15 protein-coding genes are annotated in these 15611 nt (G+C 75.2%); 2 read left to right on the forward strand and 13 right to left on the reverse strand.

Going from position 1 to position 15611, the window contains the following annotated elements; genetic code table 11:
* Positions 1 to 66: 66 nt before the first annotated feature.
* From rny to LPA42_RS20860, 7 genes are all read right to left on the reverse strand, one after another.
* Positions 67 to 1833, reverse strand: a complete 1767-nt coding sequence (rny, locus tag LPA42_RS20830; protein WP_043962473.1) for a ribonuclease Y — start codon at positions 1831 to 1833, stop codon at positions 67 to 69.
* A 707-nt stretch (positions 1834 to 2540) separates the two neighbouring features.
* Positions 2541 to 3317: a regulatory protein RecX gene (locus LPA42_RS20835; protein ID WP_077936763.1), complete on the reverse strand. Its 777-nt coding sequence runs from the start codon at positions 3315 to 3317 to the stop codon at positions 2541 to 2543.
* Between the two features lie 14 nt (positions 3318 to 3331).
* On the reverse strand, positions 3332 to 4378 hold the full coding sequence (gene recA / locus LPA42_RS20840) for a recombinase RecA (protein WP_043962471.1): 1047 nt from the start codon (positions 4376 to 4378) through the stop codon (positions 3332 to 3334).
* A gap of 184 nt (positions 4379 to 4562) precedes the next feature.
* Positions 4563 to 4763 (reverse strand): DUF3046 domain-containing protein, encoded by a 201-nt coding sequence (locus LPA42_RS20845; RefSeq protein WP_077936762.1) that lies wholly within the window; start codon positions 4761 to 4763, stop codon positions 4563 to 4565.
* The gene (locus tag LPA42_RS20850) at positions 4754 to 6115 is read right to left on the reverse strand and encodes an MFS transporter (protein ID WP_077936761.1); all 1362 of its coding nucleotides are present in this window, start codon (positions 6113 to 6115) and stop codon (positions 4754 to 4756) included. Before LPA42_RS20850 ends, LPA42_RS20845 begins: the two co-directional genes overlap by 10 nt.
* 149 nt (positions 6116 to 6264) lie before the next feature.
* The gene (locus tag LPA42_RS20855) at positions 6265 to 6969 is read right to left on the reverse strand and encodes a UdgX family uracil-DNA binding protein (RefSeq protein WP_077936760.1); all 705 of its coding nucleotides are present in this window, start codon (positions 6967 to 6969) and stop codon (positions 6265 to 6267) included.
* A 76-nt stretch (positions 6970 to 7045) separates the two neighbouring features.
* A complete protein-coding gene (locus LPA42_RS20860; RefSeq protein ID WP_228986793.1) occupies positions 7046 to 8383 on the reverse strand; it encodes an aminotransferase class I/II-fold pyridoxal phosphate-dependent enzyme in 1338 nt (445 codons plus the stop codon).
* A 38-nt stretch (positions 8384 to 8421) separates the two neighbouring features.
* Between LPA42_RS20860 and LPA42_RS20865 the strand changes: the two genes are divergently transcribed.
* Both LPA42_RS20865 and leuE read left to right on the forward strand, forming a co-directional pair.
* The gene (locus LPA42_RS20865; protein WP_228986794.1) at positions 8422 to 9666 is read left to right on the forward strand and encodes a bifunctional pyridoxamine 5'-phosphate oxidase family protein/GNAT family N-acetyltransferase; all 1245 of its coding nucleotides are present in this window, start codon (positions 8422 to 8424) and stop codon (positions 9664 to 9666) included.
* Positions 9663 to 10331: a leucine efflux protein LeuE gene (gene leuE, locus LPA42_RS20870; protein WP_077936756.1), complete on the forward strand. Its 669-nt coding sequence runs from the start codon at positions 9663 to 9665 to the stop codon at positions 10329 to 10331. Before LPA42_RS20865 ends, leuE begins: the two co-directional genes overlap by 4 nt.
* Before the next feature lie 124 nt (positions 10332 to 10455).
* Here leuE and LPA42_RS20875 read toward each other — a convergent pair whose 3' ends face one another.
* From LPA42_RS20875 to LPA42_RS20900, 6 genes are all read right to left on the reverse strand, one after another.
* On the reverse strand, positions 10456 to 11385 hold the full coding sequence (locus tag LPA42_RS20875; RefSeq protein WP_077936755.1) for a sporulation protein: 930 nt from the start codon (positions 11383 to 11385) through the stop codon (positions 10456 to 10458).
* Between the two features lie 139 nt (positions 11386 to 11524).
* Positions 11525 to 12592, reverse strand: a complete 1068-nt coding sequence (locus tag LPA42_RS20880) for a hemolysin family protein (RefSeq protein WP_077936754.1) — start codon at positions 12590 to 12592, stop codon at positions 11525 to 11527.
* On the reverse strand, positions 12589 to 13977 hold the full coding sequence (locus tag LPA42_RS20885) for a hemolysin family protein (RefSeq protein WP_077936753.1): 1389 nt from the start codon (positions 13975 to 13977) through the stop codon (positions 12589 to 12591). Before LPA42_RS20885 ends, LPA42_RS20880 begins: the two co-directional genes overlap by 4 nt.
* Positions 13978 to 14252: 275 nt before the next feature.
* Positions 14253 to 14591, reverse strand: a complete 339-nt coding sequence (mnhG, locus tag LPA42_RS20890) for a monovalent cation/H(+) antiporter subunit G (protein ID WP_077936758.1) — start codon at positions 14589 to 14591, stop codon at positions 14253 to 14255.
* A 47-nt stretch (positions 14592 to 14638) separates the two neighbouring features.
* Positions 14639 to 14902, reverse strand: a complete 264-nt coding sequence (locus LPA42_RS20895) for a monovalent cation/H+ antiporter complex subunit F (protein WP_043962461.1) — start codon at positions 14900 to 14902, stop codon at positions 14639 to 14641.
* On the reverse strand, positions 14899 to 15543 hold the full coding sequence (locus tag LPA42_RS20900; RefSeq protein ID WP_228986795.1) for a Na+/H+ antiporter subunit E: 645 nt from the start codon (positions 15541 to 15543) through the stop codon (positions 14899 to 14901). Before LPA42_RS20900 ends, LPA42_RS20895 begins: the two co-directional genes overlap by 4 nt.
* Positions 15544 to 15611: the final 68 nt, after the last annotated feature.

Raw genomic sequence — 15611 nt, forward strand, 5'->3', positions numbered from 1 at the left:
CCGATGTGGCGGTGTCCCAGCGCTGGGACACCGCCACATCGGCGACATGGTGGGTGGCAGAGCTGGTCAGCGGGCGATCTCGGTGACCCGGGACTCGCGGACCACGGTCACCCGGATCTGCCCCGGGTAGGTCAGCTCCTCCTCGATCTGCTTGGCCACGTCCCGGGCCAGCACCGCCGCGCCGATGTCGTCGACGTCGTCGGGCTTGACCATCACCCGGATCTCCCGGCCCGCCTGCATCGCGAAGACCTTCTCCACGCCGAGCTTCCCGGCCGCGATCTCCTCGATCCGCTCCAGCCGCTTGACGTACGCCTCAAGGCTCTCCCGCCGCGCCCCCGGCCGCCCGCCGGAGCAGGCGTCGGACGCCTGGGTGAGCACGGCCTCGATGGTCTGCGGCGGCACCTCGTTGTGGTGCGCCTCGATCGCGTGGACGACGTCCTCGCTCTCGCCGTACTTGCGGGCCAGGTCGGCGCCGATGATGGCGTGACTGCCCTCCACCTCGTGGGTGAGCGCCTTGCCGATGTCGTGCAGGAACGCCGACCGCTTGATGGTCGGCACGTCCAGCCGCAGTTCGGCGGCCATGATCCCGGCGATGTGCGCGGTCTCCACGAGGTGCTTGAGCACGTTCTGCCCGTACGAGGTGCGGTAGCGCAGCCGCCCGAGCAGGCTCACCAGCTCGGGGTGGATCTCGGTGATGCCGACCTCGACGAGTGCGTCCTCGGCGGCCCGGTGGCAGAGCTGCTCCACCTCCTGCCGGGCCAGATCGTAGACCTCCTCGATCCGGTGCGGGTGGATCCGGCCGTCGAGCACCAGCTTCTCCAGCGTCAACCGGCCGACCTCGCGGCGCACCGGGTCGAAGCAGGACAGCAGCACGGCCTCCGGGGTGTCGTCGATGATCAGGTTGACCCCGGTGACCGACTCGAAGGCGCGGATGTTGCGCCCCTCCCGGCCGATGATCCGCCCCTTCATCTCGTCGCCGGGCAGGTGCAGGACGCTGACGACGCTCTCCGCGGTCTGCTCGCTGGCCACCCGCTGGATGGCGTCCACCACGATGTGCCGGGCGCGCTGTTCGGCGGTGTTGCGGGCGTCGGACTCGATGTCCCGCACCAGCAGGGCGGCCTCCCGCTTCGCCTGGGTCTCGATCACCTCGATCAGCTCGGCGCGGGCCGCGTCGGCGGTGAGCCCCGCGACGCGCTCCAGCTCGCGGCGGCGCTGCTCCTCCGCCTCGGCGACGGCCTGCTCGCGCTCGGCCAGCGCGGACTCACGGGCGGCGAGGGCGGCGCTGGCGGCGGTGAGCTGCCGCTCCCGGTCGGCCAGCCGCTCCACCTCCTCGGTGTGCAGGCGCTCCCGCTCGTCCATCCGGGCGGCCCGCCGTTCCACCTCGGCGGCCTGCTCCCGGGTGGTCGCGGCGAGCACCGCGACCTCGCGTTCCCCGCTGCGGCGGGCCGCCGTGCGCAACTGCTCGGCATCGGCCTCGGCCTGCTTGTGGGCCCGCTCCAGGACGGTGTCGGCCTCCGCCCGGGCATCGTCGAGCACCCGGCGGGCCTCGGCCCGGGCCGCCTTCGCCTCCGCCTTCGCGGCGGCGGCCTCGGCGCGCGCCGCCGACGCGGCGGACTTGGCCACGTCGATGGTGCTGTTCACCTCGTCGGCGGCGGTGCGCAGGGCGGCCAGCGACTGCTCCTGGCGGTCCTTCTCGGCGATGTAGGCCGGGTCCTCCGGGCGGGGTGCCGCGCTGAGCCGGCGCATCGTCCGCACGCCCACCAGCACCGCGCCGACCACGACCAGGACGAGGAGCAGCACCACCCCGAGGAGGACGGCGTCGAAGGCGTTCACGGCCGCGTCCCCGCGCCGGACCGGGACTGCGCCGCCCGTACGCCGTTGCCGGCCACCGGTCGCGTAACACTGCCTGCGGCCGCCCGTGCACCGTTGTTGGCCATCGCCCGTGCGCCACGGCGTGCGCCGTCGCCGACCGCCGTCCCGCCGGGACCACCCGTGGACCTCTGCCGCCCCGCCATGGCCGCCTCCCCTGAACGTCGGCGCCGCAGTGAGCGTGCCGGGTGGGCACGTGCGCTGCGGCTCTGAGACGCCCGACCTGAGCGACTGGCCGTGGGTAGCTTTCCGCCGACGGTGCCCACGGGGCATCGCCGACGGCTGGGTGCAGTTGTCGTGCCGGCCCCGGACCGGCCTGTCCGGAGCTGACACCGCAGGCCGGCGAGCCGGCCAAAGTGATGCTGTTCTGTTACGCGATCTATGTTGTGCGCTTTGCTTGCGCTTGGTCGGGCAATGTGAGCCTGTATGGCGAGGCTAGGTCTCCGGGTGCCGTCTGGTCAAGGACTCATGATCAAACCCCCCGAACGGAGAGAAGTTGACGAGTCACCCAACGCTGATGGCACGCCGGACACGACCGGACAAAGAAGACCGGATCCGGCGGGTGCCGTCGTAATCGTCGGCACCCCTCGGCCGGGCCGCACCGGCGTGCTCACCCGGCCGGGCCGGGCTGCGGCGGCTCGCCCACCGACCGGGCGCCTCGGCCCGGCCGCTCAGTCGAGCGGGCGCGTGTCCGGGGTGAGGTCGCCCTCCGCGTCGGCGAGCGCGTCGGCGTCGATGCCGTCGGCGAACTCGGCCGCCTCGGCGCTCTGCGCGGCGAGCGCCTCCTTCACCGCCCGGATCGCCACCCCCGGCGGGTAGCCCTTGCGGGCGAGCATGCCGACGAGGCGACGGAAGACGGCGTCCGGCTCCCCCCGGGCCGTACGCAGCTTCCGGTCGACCAGCGCCCGGGCCGTCTCGGCCTCGGTCTCCTCGTCCAGCTCGTCGAGGGCCTCGCTGGCCACCTCGCCGTCCACGCCCCGCCGCCGCAGCTCGTTGGCGAGAGCCCGGCGGGCCAGCCCCCGGCCGGCGTGCCGGCTGGACACCCAGGCGCGGGCGAACGCGGCGTCGTCGATGATGCCGACCTCGTCGTACCGGTCGAGCACCCCGGCGGACACCTCCTCGGAGATCCCCCGCTTGGCCAGCGCGGCGGCCAGCTCGGCCCGGGTGCGCGGACGCACGGCGAGCTGACGCAGGCAGATCTCCCGGGCCAGTTCCGCCTCGTCACGTGGCGGAGCCCCAGTGCCGCGCGGAGCATCGGCGTCCTGCGGCACCCCGGTGGCACCCCGGTCGTCGGCGTCGCCCGGGGCATCGGCGTCGACCTGCGGGGAGAACGCCCCGCCGGAGGAGCCGCGCCGGCCGCGCCGGGGACGGGGCGAACCGTCGGCGTCACCCGCGCGGGGCGGGCTGGCATCCCAGCCCCGCCCCGTGCGGGCGCGTCGTCCTGTCACTGGTCAGCGGCCGGTCAGAAGTCGACCGGCGGCAGCTCCGGGCCACCGGCGGCGTCGCCCGCGCCGACCCCGACGCCGAGCTTCTCCAGGATCTTCTTCTCGATCTCGGCCGCCACGTCCGGGTTCTCGCGGAGGAACTCGCGGGCCTTCTCCTTGCCCTGGCCCAGCTGGTCGCCGTCGTACGTGTACCAGGCGCCGGACTTGCGGATGATCGCCTGCTCCACGCCCACGTCGATGAGCGAGCCCTCGCGGGAGATGCCCTTGCCGTACATGATGTCGAACTCGGCCTGCTTGAACGGCGCGGCGACCTTGTTCTTCACCACCTTGACCCGGGTGCGGTTGCCGACCACGTCGGTGCCGTCCTTCAGGCTCTCGATGCGGCGCACGTCGAGCCGGACCGAGGCGTAGAACTTCAGCGCCCGGCCACCGGTGGTGGTCTCGGGCGAGCCGAACATGACACCGATCTTCTCGCGGAGCTGGTTGATGAAGATCGCCGTGGTGCCGGTGTTGTTGAGCACACCGGTGATCTTCCGCAGCGCCTGGCTCATCAGCCGGGCCTGGAGGCCCACGTGGCTGTCGCCCATCTCACCCTCGATCTCGGCGCGCGGCACCAGGGCCGCCACCGAGTCGATCACGATGATGTCGATCGCGCCGGAGCGGACCAGCATGTCCGCGATCTCCAGCGCCTGCTCGCCCGTGTCGGGCTGCGAGACCAGCAGCGCGTCGGTGTCGACGCCGAGGGCCTTCGCGTATTCCGGGTCGAGCGCGTGCTCGGCGTCGACGAACGCGGCGATGCCGCCGGCCCGCTGGGCGTTGGCCACCGCGTGCAGGGCCACCGTCGTCTTACCGCTGGATTCCGGGCCGTAGATCTCGACCACCCGGCCCCGGGGCAGGCCCCCCACGCCGAGGGCCACGTCGAGGGCGATGGACCCGGTCGGGATGACCGAGGTCTGCACGACAGGGCGCTCCCCCAGGCGCATCACCGAACCCTTGCCGAACTGCTTGTCGATCTGAGCGAGAGCAAGGTCGAGCGCCTTCTCCCGGTCAGGACCTGCCGCCATCGTTGCCACCCCTGCCTTCGCCGGCGTCTTTCCTGAGCTTCGCGTCACGCGGACACGCTAGGCGCTGGGTCCGACAGAAAACCAGCCGACGGGCCGCGAGCTGTGGACGAGCACCCCGCTGTGGACAATAGCCGAACAGGTGTACGACTCGGCAAGCGACACGCGGGAGGAAAGAAAAGGCTGCTCAGCGTAGTCGCGCGGGCACCCGGTCGGGGTATGCGGCGACCACCGCCCGCCACACGACGTGGGTCTGCTCACCCGACCGGAGGGCCTGCTCGATGGTCCGCCCGCCGAGCTGGGACAGCACCTGGTCCGAGGCGATGCTGGTCGCGTACCCCGGGCCGAACGCCTCCTCCAGCCGGGTCCAGAAGTCGGTCAGCCGCACGGTCGGTCCTCCTCGTCCGGCGCCCGCCCGGGCACCGCACGCAACGCTAGCGCCAGCAGCGGCACCGTCGCGATCGCCGCCAGGACGGTCAGCGTCGGATACCCGGCGACCTGCATGACGAACCCGCTCAGCGCCCCGGCGGCGGCCCCCGCCAGGCCCATCGTCAGGTCGGAGAGCCCCTGCACGCTGGGCCGCACGTCGGCCGGCACCGACTCCGACAGCAGGGTGGAGCCGGCCACCATGGTCCCCGACCAGCCCAGCCCGAGCAGGACCAGGCCGACCGAGAGGCCGGGCGTGTGGTGCCCGGAGGCGCCCGCCACCGCGCAGGCGACCAGCAGCACGGCCAGGCCGCCGAGGATCACCGGCCGCCGGCCGAGCCGGTCGGTAAGCCAGCCGACCACCGGGGAGAACGCGTACATGCCGGCGATGTGCAGGCTGAGCACCACCCCGACCACCCCGAGCACGGCGGAGTCGTCGTGGTACTCGCCGAGGCGTACCGGGGTCATCGACATCACCGCGACCATCACGAGGTGGCCGACCGCGACGGCGGCGATGCCGAGCCGGGCCGCCGGCCGCTCGCGGACCACCCGCCAGGCGGTCCGCATCCCCGCGCCGCGCCGCCGGTCCGCCGCCGGCCCGGCGGCTCTGCCGGCGGCAGCGGGAGCGGCGTCGGCAGCGGCCTCGGGAGCGGGAGCGGCCTCGGCGTCCGCCAACCGGCGCGCGGTCAACAGCGGGTCGGGCCGCAACAGCACCAGCAGTACGCCGGCGGTGAGGGCGAACGCCACCGCGCTGAACGCGAACGGGCCGGCCAGCGACGGCAGCCCCCACCCCCGGGTGGTGCGGTCGGCCAGCGCGGCGAAGTTCGGCGCGGCCACCGCCCCGATCGTGGTGGCCCAGACGACCAGGGAGAGCTGGCGGCCCCGGCGGGCCGGCTCGGCGAGGTCCACGGCCGTGTAGCGGGCCTGGAGGTTGGCCGCCGAGCCCCCGCCGAACAGCAGCATGCCGAGGAAGAGCAGCGGCACCTGGCGGGTCGCCGCGGCGACCACCACCAGCACGCCCCCGGCCGCCCCGACCAGGTACGCGGTGACCAGCCCCGGCCGGCGGCCGTGCCCCGTCATGATCCGGGTGACCGGGACGGCGAGCAACGCGCCGCCGACCACGGCGGCGCTCTGCGCCAGGCCGGCGACCGCCGTGCCGGCGACCCGGGCGGCGAGCAGCGCGCCGACCGAGATGCCGATGGTGACCCCGATGCCGCCGATGATCTGGGTCACGACGAGCAGCCGCAGCGTGCGGCGCTGGATCGGGGCGACGTCGACGCGGCCGGGGGCCGACGCGGTGAGGTCGGTGGCCATCGGTGGCTCCTCGGTGACGGCCGGGGCTCCGGCGGGGGGTGCGGCTCGCCCCATCCTCACGCAACCCCCCGGACCTTGGACAGTTGCGGTCCCGTCGCAACGACAACTGCCCAGGATCGAGGCAGGCCGGACCGGGGGGTGGGGGTGGGTCAGGTCCGGAGGGCTGCGGCGGCGACCTTGAGGTCGGCGACCAGTCCGGCGTACGCGGTGTCCTGGTCGTCGGCGCGCAGCACCGCCGACGGGTGGATCGTGGCCAGGAGCCGGGCCGCCGGTGCGTCGGCGACCCCGCCGGCCGAGTCGACCGGCACCCGGGCGAAGTCCTCCGGCCGCTCGGCCGACGCCGGCCAGGGCCTCAGGGTGCCGCGCTGCCGGGTGACCCGGAACGACGGGCCGAGCAGCGCCTTTGCCGCGGTCGCACCGAGCACCACGACGACCTCCGGGCGCAGCCGGGCGAACTCGGCCACCAGCCAGGGGCGGCACGCGGTGACGTGCACCCGGTCCGGGGTCTGGTGGATGCGCCGCTTGCCGCGCAGCTCGAAGCGGAAGTGCTTCACGGCGTTGGTGAGGTAGAGCCCCGTCGGGTCGAGCCCGGCGTCGTCGACCGCCCGGCGCAGCAGCCGACCGGCCGGGCCGACGAACGGCAGCCCCTTCTGGTCCTCCATGTCGCCGGGCTGTTCGCCGACCAGCACCACCCGGGCGTCGGCGCCGCCCCGGCCGAAGACCGTCTGGGTGGCGTCCCGGTGCAGCTCGCAGCCCCGGCAGCCGCGCGCGGCGGCGCGCAGCGCGTCGAGGGTGTCGGCCTGCGGCGGGATGAACTGCTGCGCCCCGGGGGCGGTGTCGGTCTTGTCGGTCATGGCGACCTTTCTACCCGCCGTGGCCGCGCCCACCCGGGCACCCCCACCCGGCGCGCCCCGCCCCGGGGACGGCCCCTCAGGCGGTGAAGGCCGACGGGGGGCGGGGGTGGACGGCCCTGGCCATCGCGTCGGCCAGGGCCGGGAGGTCGGCGGGGTCCAGCTGGCTGACCGTGACGCGCACGCCGGGGGCGGCGGCGATGCGGAACAGCGCGCCCGGGGCCACCGCCCAGCCGGCGTCGCGCAGGGCGGTGACGGCGCTGGTCTCGTCGGGCACCGGGAGCCAGACGTTGATGCCGGTGCGGCCGTGCCCGGCCAGCCCCCGCGCGGCCAGCGCGGCGAGCAGGTCGCCCCGGCGGCGCTCGTAGTCGGCGCCGGCCCGGTCGACGAGGGCGGCCGTGGCCGGGTCACGCCAGAGGGCGAGCACGAGGCGTTGCAGCACGGTGGAGACCCAGCCGGCGCCGACGCGGGCCCGGCCGGCGACCCGGGCGACGGTGGCCTCGTCGCCGGCCAGCACGGCCAGCCGCAGGTCGGGCCCGTAGGGCTTGCTCACCGACCGGACGAAGGCCCACGCCCCGGTCGCCCCGGCGAGCGGGTGCAGCGGTACGCGGGCCAGCTCGGCGGCGTGGTCGTCCTCGATCAGCAGCAGGTCCTCGCGGCCGGCGAGGAGGGCGCGCAGCGCGGCGGCCCGGTCGGCGGAGACGGCCGCCCCGGTCGGGTTCTGCGCCCGGCTGGTCACGACCAGGGCGCGGGCCCCGGCGGCCAGCGCGGCGCGCACGCCGGGCTCGATCGGGCCCTCGTCGTCCACCGGCACCCCGATCGGGCGCAGCCCCAGGGCGGCGACGAGGTCGAGGAGGTTGGCCCAGCCCGGGTCCTCGACGGCGACCGCGTCGCCGGGGCGCAGGTGGGCGGCGAGCAGCCGCTCGATGCCGTCGAGCGCCCCGCCGGTGACCGTGACGTCGGCGGCGGGCACCCCGTCGGCGGCGAGCCGCTCCCGGGCCGCGTCGGCCAGCTCGGGCAGGACGCCGGCCGACGCGTACCCGATGGGGGTGCCGAAGTCGGCGGCGAGCGCGGCCAGGTGCGGGCCGAGCGGCGGGAGCAGCCGGGTGTCGGGCTCGCCGAGGGACAGGTCGCGGACGCCGGGCGCGGTGCTCGGGCGCAGCGCGCGGCGGGTGGCGACCGGCGGCCGGGGGCGGACCCGGGTGCCGTGCCGGCCGGCGGTGGCGAGCAGGCCGCGCTGGCGCAGGTCCTGGTAGGCGCGGGCCACCGTGGCCGGGCTGACGTCCAGCTCGGCGGCGAGGGCCCGCACCGGGGGCAGGGCGGCCCCGGCGGGCAGGTCGCCGACGCGGACGCCCGACTCGATGCTGGCGGAGATCTCGGCGGCCGTCCGGCCGGTGACCTGATAGCGTGCTGACACAATTCGAGGATTGTACTAGTACGAAAGCGGGTCCTCGCATGTACCCACCCACCCCCCGGACCACCGCCACCCGCAGCCGCGACCGGATGAGCTACGACCGGGCCGCCGCGCACGCCGTGCTCGACGAGGCGTACCACTGCGCGCTCGCGTTCACGGTCGACGGCGAGCCCCGGGTGCTGCCCACCCTGCACGTCCGCGTCGGCGACACGCTCTACCTGCACGGCTCCACCGGCAGCCGGCCGCTGCTCGCCGCCCGGGGCGACGGCCTGCCCGTCTGCGTGGCGGTCACCCTGCTCGACGGCCTAATCTACGCCCGCTCCCAGTTCCACCACAGCGCCAACTACCGGTCGGTGGTCGCGCACGGCACCGCGCACCTGGTCACCGACGCCGGGGAGAAGTCGGCCGCGATGACCGCCCTGGTGGAGAAGGCCGCCGCCGGGCGCAGCGCCGACAGCCGCCCGCCCAGCCGCCGCGAACTCGCCGAGACCGCCGTGCTGGCCCTGCCGCTGCGCGAGGTCTCCGTCCGCACCCGCACCGGCGGCGTACGCGACGAACCCGGCGACCACGACCTGCCGCACTGGGCCGGGGTGCTGCCGCTGCGGCTGACCGCCGGGCGGCCCGAGCCCGACGCGGGCGTGACCGCGCCGCTGCCTGCGTACCTGCGGCCGGACCGCTCGCCCTGGCTGGAGCCGGCCGTGCTGCGGGGCGCGCACGTCGTCCTCGAACCGCTGGACCTCGCGCACGCCGACGAGCTGCACGCCGCCACCGCCGACCCGCAGGTGTGGCAGCACCTGGGCAGCCACCGCCCCGCCGACCCGGCCGGCACGGCCGAGACGATCCGGGTCGCCCTCGACGCCCACCACCGCGGGGAGCGGGTGCCGTGGGTGCAGCGCTGCGCCGTCACCGGGGCGGTCGTCGGCAGCACGTCGTACTACGAGGTCGACCCCGACCGCCGGGCGGTCGCCATCGGCTACACCTACCTGGGCCGGCCCTGGTGGCGCACCGGCATCAACACCGAGGCGAAGCTGCTGCTGCTCACCCGCGCCTTCGAGGAGCTGGGCGCGGTGCGGGTGGTCTGGCACACCGACATCCGCAACGAACGCTCCCAGCGGGCCATCGAGCGGCTCGGCGCCACCCGCGAGGGGGTGCTGCGCCGGCACCGGCTGCGCCCCGACGGCACCTGGCGGGACACCGTGCAGTACTCGCTGACCGACGAGGAGTGGCCGAACGCACAGGCCAGGCTGCGGGAACGGCTTCGCCCCGGCCCGGTGCCGGCGCGATGATGTCGGGCGTGCTGGGCATCACCGACATCTGGACGTACGTGCTGGGGACCGTGGCGATCGTGCTGCTCCCCGGCCCCAACTCGCTCTTCGTGCTCTCCACCGCCGCCAAGCGCGGGGTACGCGCCGGCTACCGGGCCGCCGGTGGGGTCTTCCTCGGCGACGCGGCGCTGATGACGCTCTCCGCGGCCGGGGTGGCGTCGCTGCTCAAGGCGTACCCGCCGCTGTTCCTCGTGGTGAAGTACGCGGGCGCGGCGTACCTCGGGTGGGTCGGGCTGACCATGCTGCGCGGCGCGTGGCGGCGCTGGCGGGACCGCAACGACCCCGCCACGCCGCGCCTGATCGACGCCGCCGAGCCGGCGGAGCTGCGCAGCCCGTTCCGGCGGGCGCTGGTGATCAGCCTGCTCAACCCGAAGGCGATCCTGTTCTTCGTGTCGTTCTTCATCCAGTTCGTCGACCCCGGGTACGCCTGGCCGGCGCTGTCGTTCCTGCTGCTCGGGCTGATCGCCCAGGTCACCAGCGCGCTCTACCTGACCGCGCTGATCTTCGCGGGCACGTTCCTGGCGGCGCAGTTCCGGCAGCGGCGGCGGCTGGCCGCCGGGGCGACCACGGGGGTGGCGGCGGTCTTCCTCGGCTTCAGCATCAAGGTCGCCACCGCCTCGGTGTAAGGAAGGGCCCCTTGTTAACTCATACGGTATAGAAGGGTCCCCTTCTTACCGCGCCCCCGGCGCACGCGGCGCACGGCAGGCGGCGCACGGCAGGCGGCGCACGGCAGGCGGCGCACGGCAGGCGTCACGTGCCGTCGCCGCCTCCGCCGCCCCCGCCGATGCCCGCGCCACCGGCGGTGCCGCCGAGGCCATAGCCGGGGCGGACCGGCTGGTCCGGGGGCCGACTGACGTGCGCCGACTCGGTGATCTGGGCCGACCAGTCGGCGTGCGCTGCCGCGGCGGCGTGCCGGTTGATCGCGTGGCGCAGCCAGCCGTCGACCACCGCCACCCAGTCGAGCCGGTCCGCGCCCGCGTGCCAGACCCGGAACCGGCTGATGCTCTGGTGGGTGACTCCGGCGAGGGAGAGCCGGCGGTCGGCCCACAGGAGCACCTCCAGGCCCGCCGCGTTCGCCACGAAGATCACCTCCAGCTCGGTGATCGGGCCGGCGTACAGCGGGGCCACCCACCAGCCGAGCCGCTGGTGCAGCGGGAGCGCCTGCTCCACCCCGGGCAGCCGGCCGTCGACCAGGCCGGCCTGGCGCATGCTGAAGCCGAGCGTGTCCAGCGCGGCGAGGACGTGCTGCTGGGTCGGCAGGGGATGCACGAAGATCGGCACCAGCGCGCCCTGCTCCAGGTCCACGTCGAGGGACGCCTCCGTGCGCAGCCCCATCCGCAGGCTCATCAGCGGCACCCCGCCGAAGATCGTCACCGGGGTCTCCCAGGGCAGCGGCACGGCGAAGTCGACCGCCCGCCGCCGCCCGGCCGGCACCACGAACGCGCCCGCGATCGTCACCTGGTGGAACTGGACGAGCCGCCGCGGCGCTCCCGGGTCGTCCGGCTCGACCTGGGTGACCAGGCCGAGCCGCAGCCGCCGGACCGGCACGTCGTCCGGCCCGGCGTGCAGGGTGACCCGGCCGGGCAGCCGCAGCCCGGGACGGGTGCTCGGGTTGGGCAGCGTGGTCCGCACCGACAGCCCGGTCCAGCCGGACTCCGGCGACACCCCGGTCAGCCGCACGGCGCTTCCTCCGTACCCCCTCGGTGGTGGCACGGCTTTCCCCGCCGGCGGCCGGACAGTCCTGCCCGCCCGGCGCGGACGCCGGGGCCGGCCCGGTGGTGCCGGGCCGGCCGCAGGCGTCGACGAGCGGCAGAGGGCGTCAGCGCATCCGGCGGCCCCGGGGCACCGGGTCGGTCTCGTCGTCGAACTCGCCGATGACCTCCTCCAGCAGGTCCTCCAGCGCCACGAAACCAATCGGGCGGGTCGGGCCGCCGCCGTTGCGGACCAGGGCGAGCTGGGCCCGCCGGCCCTTCATCGCGGTCACGGCCTCCGTCACCGACGCGGACGCCGGCAGCGTGAACGCGTCGGTCATCAGCTCCCCGGCGGTCGCCGCCCGGCCCGTCGTGGTGGCCCGCACGGCCTCCCGCACGTGCACCAGGCCGCACACCTCGCCGCCGGCGTCCAGCACGGCCAGCCGGGACCGGCCGCTGTCGCGGGAGACCTGCTCGACCCGCTCGGCCGGGTCCTCCCGGCCGACCGTGACGATCCGGTCGAAGGGCTCCATCACCTGGGCGACCGTGGTGCCCTGCAGCTCCAGCATGCTGGTGAGCATCCGGTGCTGCTCCGCGCCGAGCAGCCCGTGCTCGCGGGACTGCTCCAGCAGGATCCGCAGCTCGTCGGGGCCGTGCACCTGGGCGAGCTGGTCCTGCGGGCGCACCCGCACCAGCCGCAGCATCGCGTTGGCCAGCGCGTTCAGCGCCGACAGCACCGGCCGCGCCACCCGGGCGAAGGCCCGGAACGGCAGCGCCAGCAGGGTCGCCGACCGCTCCGCGTCGGTGATCGCCCACGACTTCGGGGCCATCTCGCCGACCACCAGGTGCAGGAAGGTGACCAGGCCGAGGGCGAAGACCAGCGCCACGACGTGGCTCGCCGCGGCCGGCAGCCCCACGGCGTGCAGCAGCGGGCTGAGCAGGTGCTCGATCGCCGGCTCGGCCAGCGCGCCGAGGCCCAGGGTGCACAGCGTGATGCCGAGCTGCGCGCCGGCCAGCATCAGGGACAGCTCGCGTACGCCGTCCAGCGCCGCGCGGGCCCCCCGGCCGCCGCCGGTCGCGACGGCCTGCTCCAGCCGGTACCGCTTGCTGGCCACCAGCGCGAACTCGGCGGCCACGAAGAACCCGTTCAGCGCCAGCAGCACGACGGAGACGACGAGGGCGATGCCGGGGCTCATGCCGCCGCCTCCCCGTCCCGACGGCTGCCCGCCGCCCGACCCGTGGCGGCGGCGGTGCCGCCCGCGAGCCGGAGCCGGACCGAGTCGGCGACGTGCCGGTCCACGGCCAGCACCTCGACCAGGGCGCGCGCCTCGGTCTCGGCGTCGCCGTCGACGGGAAGCACGATCTCCAGCCGGTCGCCCACCTCGGGCACCCGGCCCAGCTCCCGCATGACCAGCCCGGACACGGTGTCGTACTCCGGCGCCTCGGGCAGCTCGATGCCGGTGCTGTCGGCGACCTCGTCGATCCGCCAGCGCGCCGGCACCACCCACGACCCGTCGTCCTGCCGGGCCGGCGCCCGCTCCGGCGGGTCGTCCTCGTCGCGGATCGGGCCCACCAGCTCCTCGGCCAGGTCCTCCAGCGTGATCACGCCGGCGAAGCCGCCGTACTCGTCGACCACGCAGGCGAGCTGCCGGTGCCCGGACCGCAGCCGGTCCAGCACCGTCGGCAGCGGCAACGTCTCGGGCACCAGCAACGGGGGTACGGCCACCGCGCTGACCGGGGTCGTCGCGCGCTCGGCCGGGGGCACCGCCAGCACGTCGGCGATGCCGACGACGCCGGCCAGGTCGTCGACGCCGTCGGCGCCGCGTACGGGGAACCGGGAGTGCCCGGTGTCGAGCAGCTCCACCACCCGGCTCAGCGGCTCGTGCGCCCGGACGGTGTGCACGTCGACCCGGGGCACCATGGCCTCCCCGGCGGTCAGCTCCCGGAAGTCGAGCCCCCGGTCGAGCAGGTCGGACATCTCCGCGTCGAGGTGCCCCTCCTCGCGGGACTCGGCGATGATCTGCTCCAGGTCCTCCGGGGTGGCCCCGCTGGGCAGCTCCTCGATCGGCTCGATGCCGAGCCGGCGCAGCAGCCGCACGGCGGCCTTGTCGAACAGGGTGATCACCGGCCCGGCGATCTTCAGGTAGATCAGGGTGGACCGGCTCAGCGCCCGGGCCAGCGACTCGGCGCGGGCGATGGCCAGGTTCTTCGGGGCCAGCTCCCCGAGGACCATCTGCACCACGGTCGCGATGACCAGCGCCAGCGCGACCGACAGCGGCAGGGCGACGGCCGTGGATACCCCGGCCACGCCGAGCAGCTCGGCCAGCCCCGCGCCCAGGTACGGCTCGGCGACGTAGCCGACCAGCAGCGCGGTCACGGTGATGCCGAGCTGCGCTCCGGAGAGCATGAACGACAGCCGACCGGTGACCTCCAGGGCCCGGGCGGCGGCCTGGTCGCCGTCGTCGGCGAGCTGCCGGAGGCGGCCCCGGTCGACGGCGACGTAGCCGAACTCCTGGGCCACGAAGTAGCCGGTGGCGGCGGTGAGAACGGTGATGAGGGCAAGCCCGACGACGATCAACACGGGTCGCTCAGGGCTCCCGGGGTCGTCGGGACGGGAAGATGCCGGGCACGACCCGGCTGGCTACTGCTGCCCTCCTGGGCAGAAGAGTCGATCATGCCGCCCATTTTATCGGCGTCGGCTGAGCGCCCGCTGAAGGTGCAAGGAAGGGCCCCTTGTTAACGCATACGGTAGAGAAGGGCACCCTTCTCACCCCGCTGGGTGGAACGTGGCCTGGGGCCCGATCTCGTTAACAAGGGGCCCTTCCTATACAGAATGCGTTAACAAGGGGCCCTTCCTTACCCCCCGTCGGCGAGTTCGTCGGCGTCGAGGAGGGAGCGGTCGACCCGGCCCGAGCGGTACGCCGCGCGGCCGACCATCTGGGCCGCCACCGGAGCGGTGGCCAGTTGGAAGACCGCCACCAGCACGATCATGCCGACGTCGTCGGGGGTACGCAGCCGCAGCGCCACCCCGGCGAGCAGCAGCAGCACGCCGAGCACCTGGGGCTTGGTGGCCGCGTGCATCCGGTCGAGCACGTCCGGGAAGCGCAGCACGCCGATCCCGGCGGCGAGGCTGAGCAGTCCCCCGGCGACCAGGCAGCCGGCGCCCAGCCAGTCGGCCACGACACCCGCACTCAGCGGAACGCCGAGAGCGGCGCCCAGCGGGGCGACGACGACACCCACGTTCACGACTCCTCCCGGACGGCGAAGCGGACCAGGGCCACCGCGCCGACGAAGCCGAGCAGGGAGAGCACCACGAGCACGGGCAGGGTCGTGGCGTGCCGGTTGACCGCCGCCTCCGCCCCGACCGCGCCGGCCATCGTGTTGAGCAGGACGTCGGCGGCGATCACGCGGTCCAGCAGGGACGGGCCGCGGTACATCCGGGCCAGCGCCAGCAGCGCGGTGACCGACAGGAGCACGGTGAGCACGGTGGCGAGGACGACCTTCACCGGTCGGCCCCCCTCTCGGTGGGAGGAACGGGAGCGGCGGGGGCGGCGAGGAGGCGGAGTTCGGCGGCCGAGCCGATCGCGCGGACGATCCGCGCCTCGGTGGCGAGGATCCGGTCGCGGCTGCCGGTCAGGTCCTCCGGTCCGCGTACGTCGAGCACGTGCACGTAGAGCACGCCTCGTTCCCGGTCCACCTCGACGATCAGGGTGCCGGGCACCAGCGAGATCGCCTCCGCCGTGAGCGCCAGGTTCAGGTCGGTGCGCACGCGCAGCCGCACCGCGATGATCGCGCCGCGGGGCCGGTAGCCCGGCTGCACCGCGATCCACGCCACGTGGATGCTCGCGCTGACCAGCTCGGTGACGAACCGGCCGGCCAGTTCCAGCAGCGCCCGCAGGCGCAGCCGGCCGCCGAAGGTGACCGGCGGCAGGGGGAAGAAGAGCAGCACCGCCCCGCCGACGAGCAGCCCGCCGAGCAGGTTGCCCCAGGAGAACCGCCCCCAGAGCAGGCACCAGATCAGCGCCATCCAGGCCAGGGTCAGCAGCCGGTCCCGCCAGCGGCCGAGCCGGGCGCGCACCCGGGTCACCGGGGCGTCGGGGTCGGCGACCGGCCCCCGACGCCGGCCCCCGGCCGCCCGGCCGCTCACCGCACACCCCCGACGACCGCCGGCGCATCGCCAGGACGAAACGCCCGGCCGCTCACCGCACACCCCCG

The sequence above is a fragment of the Micromonospora sp. DH13 genome, assembly GCF_020873825.1.
Taxonomy (GTDB): Bacteria; Actinomycetota; Actinomycetes; order Mycobacteriales; family Micromonosporaceae; genus Micromonospora; species Micromonospora haikouensis.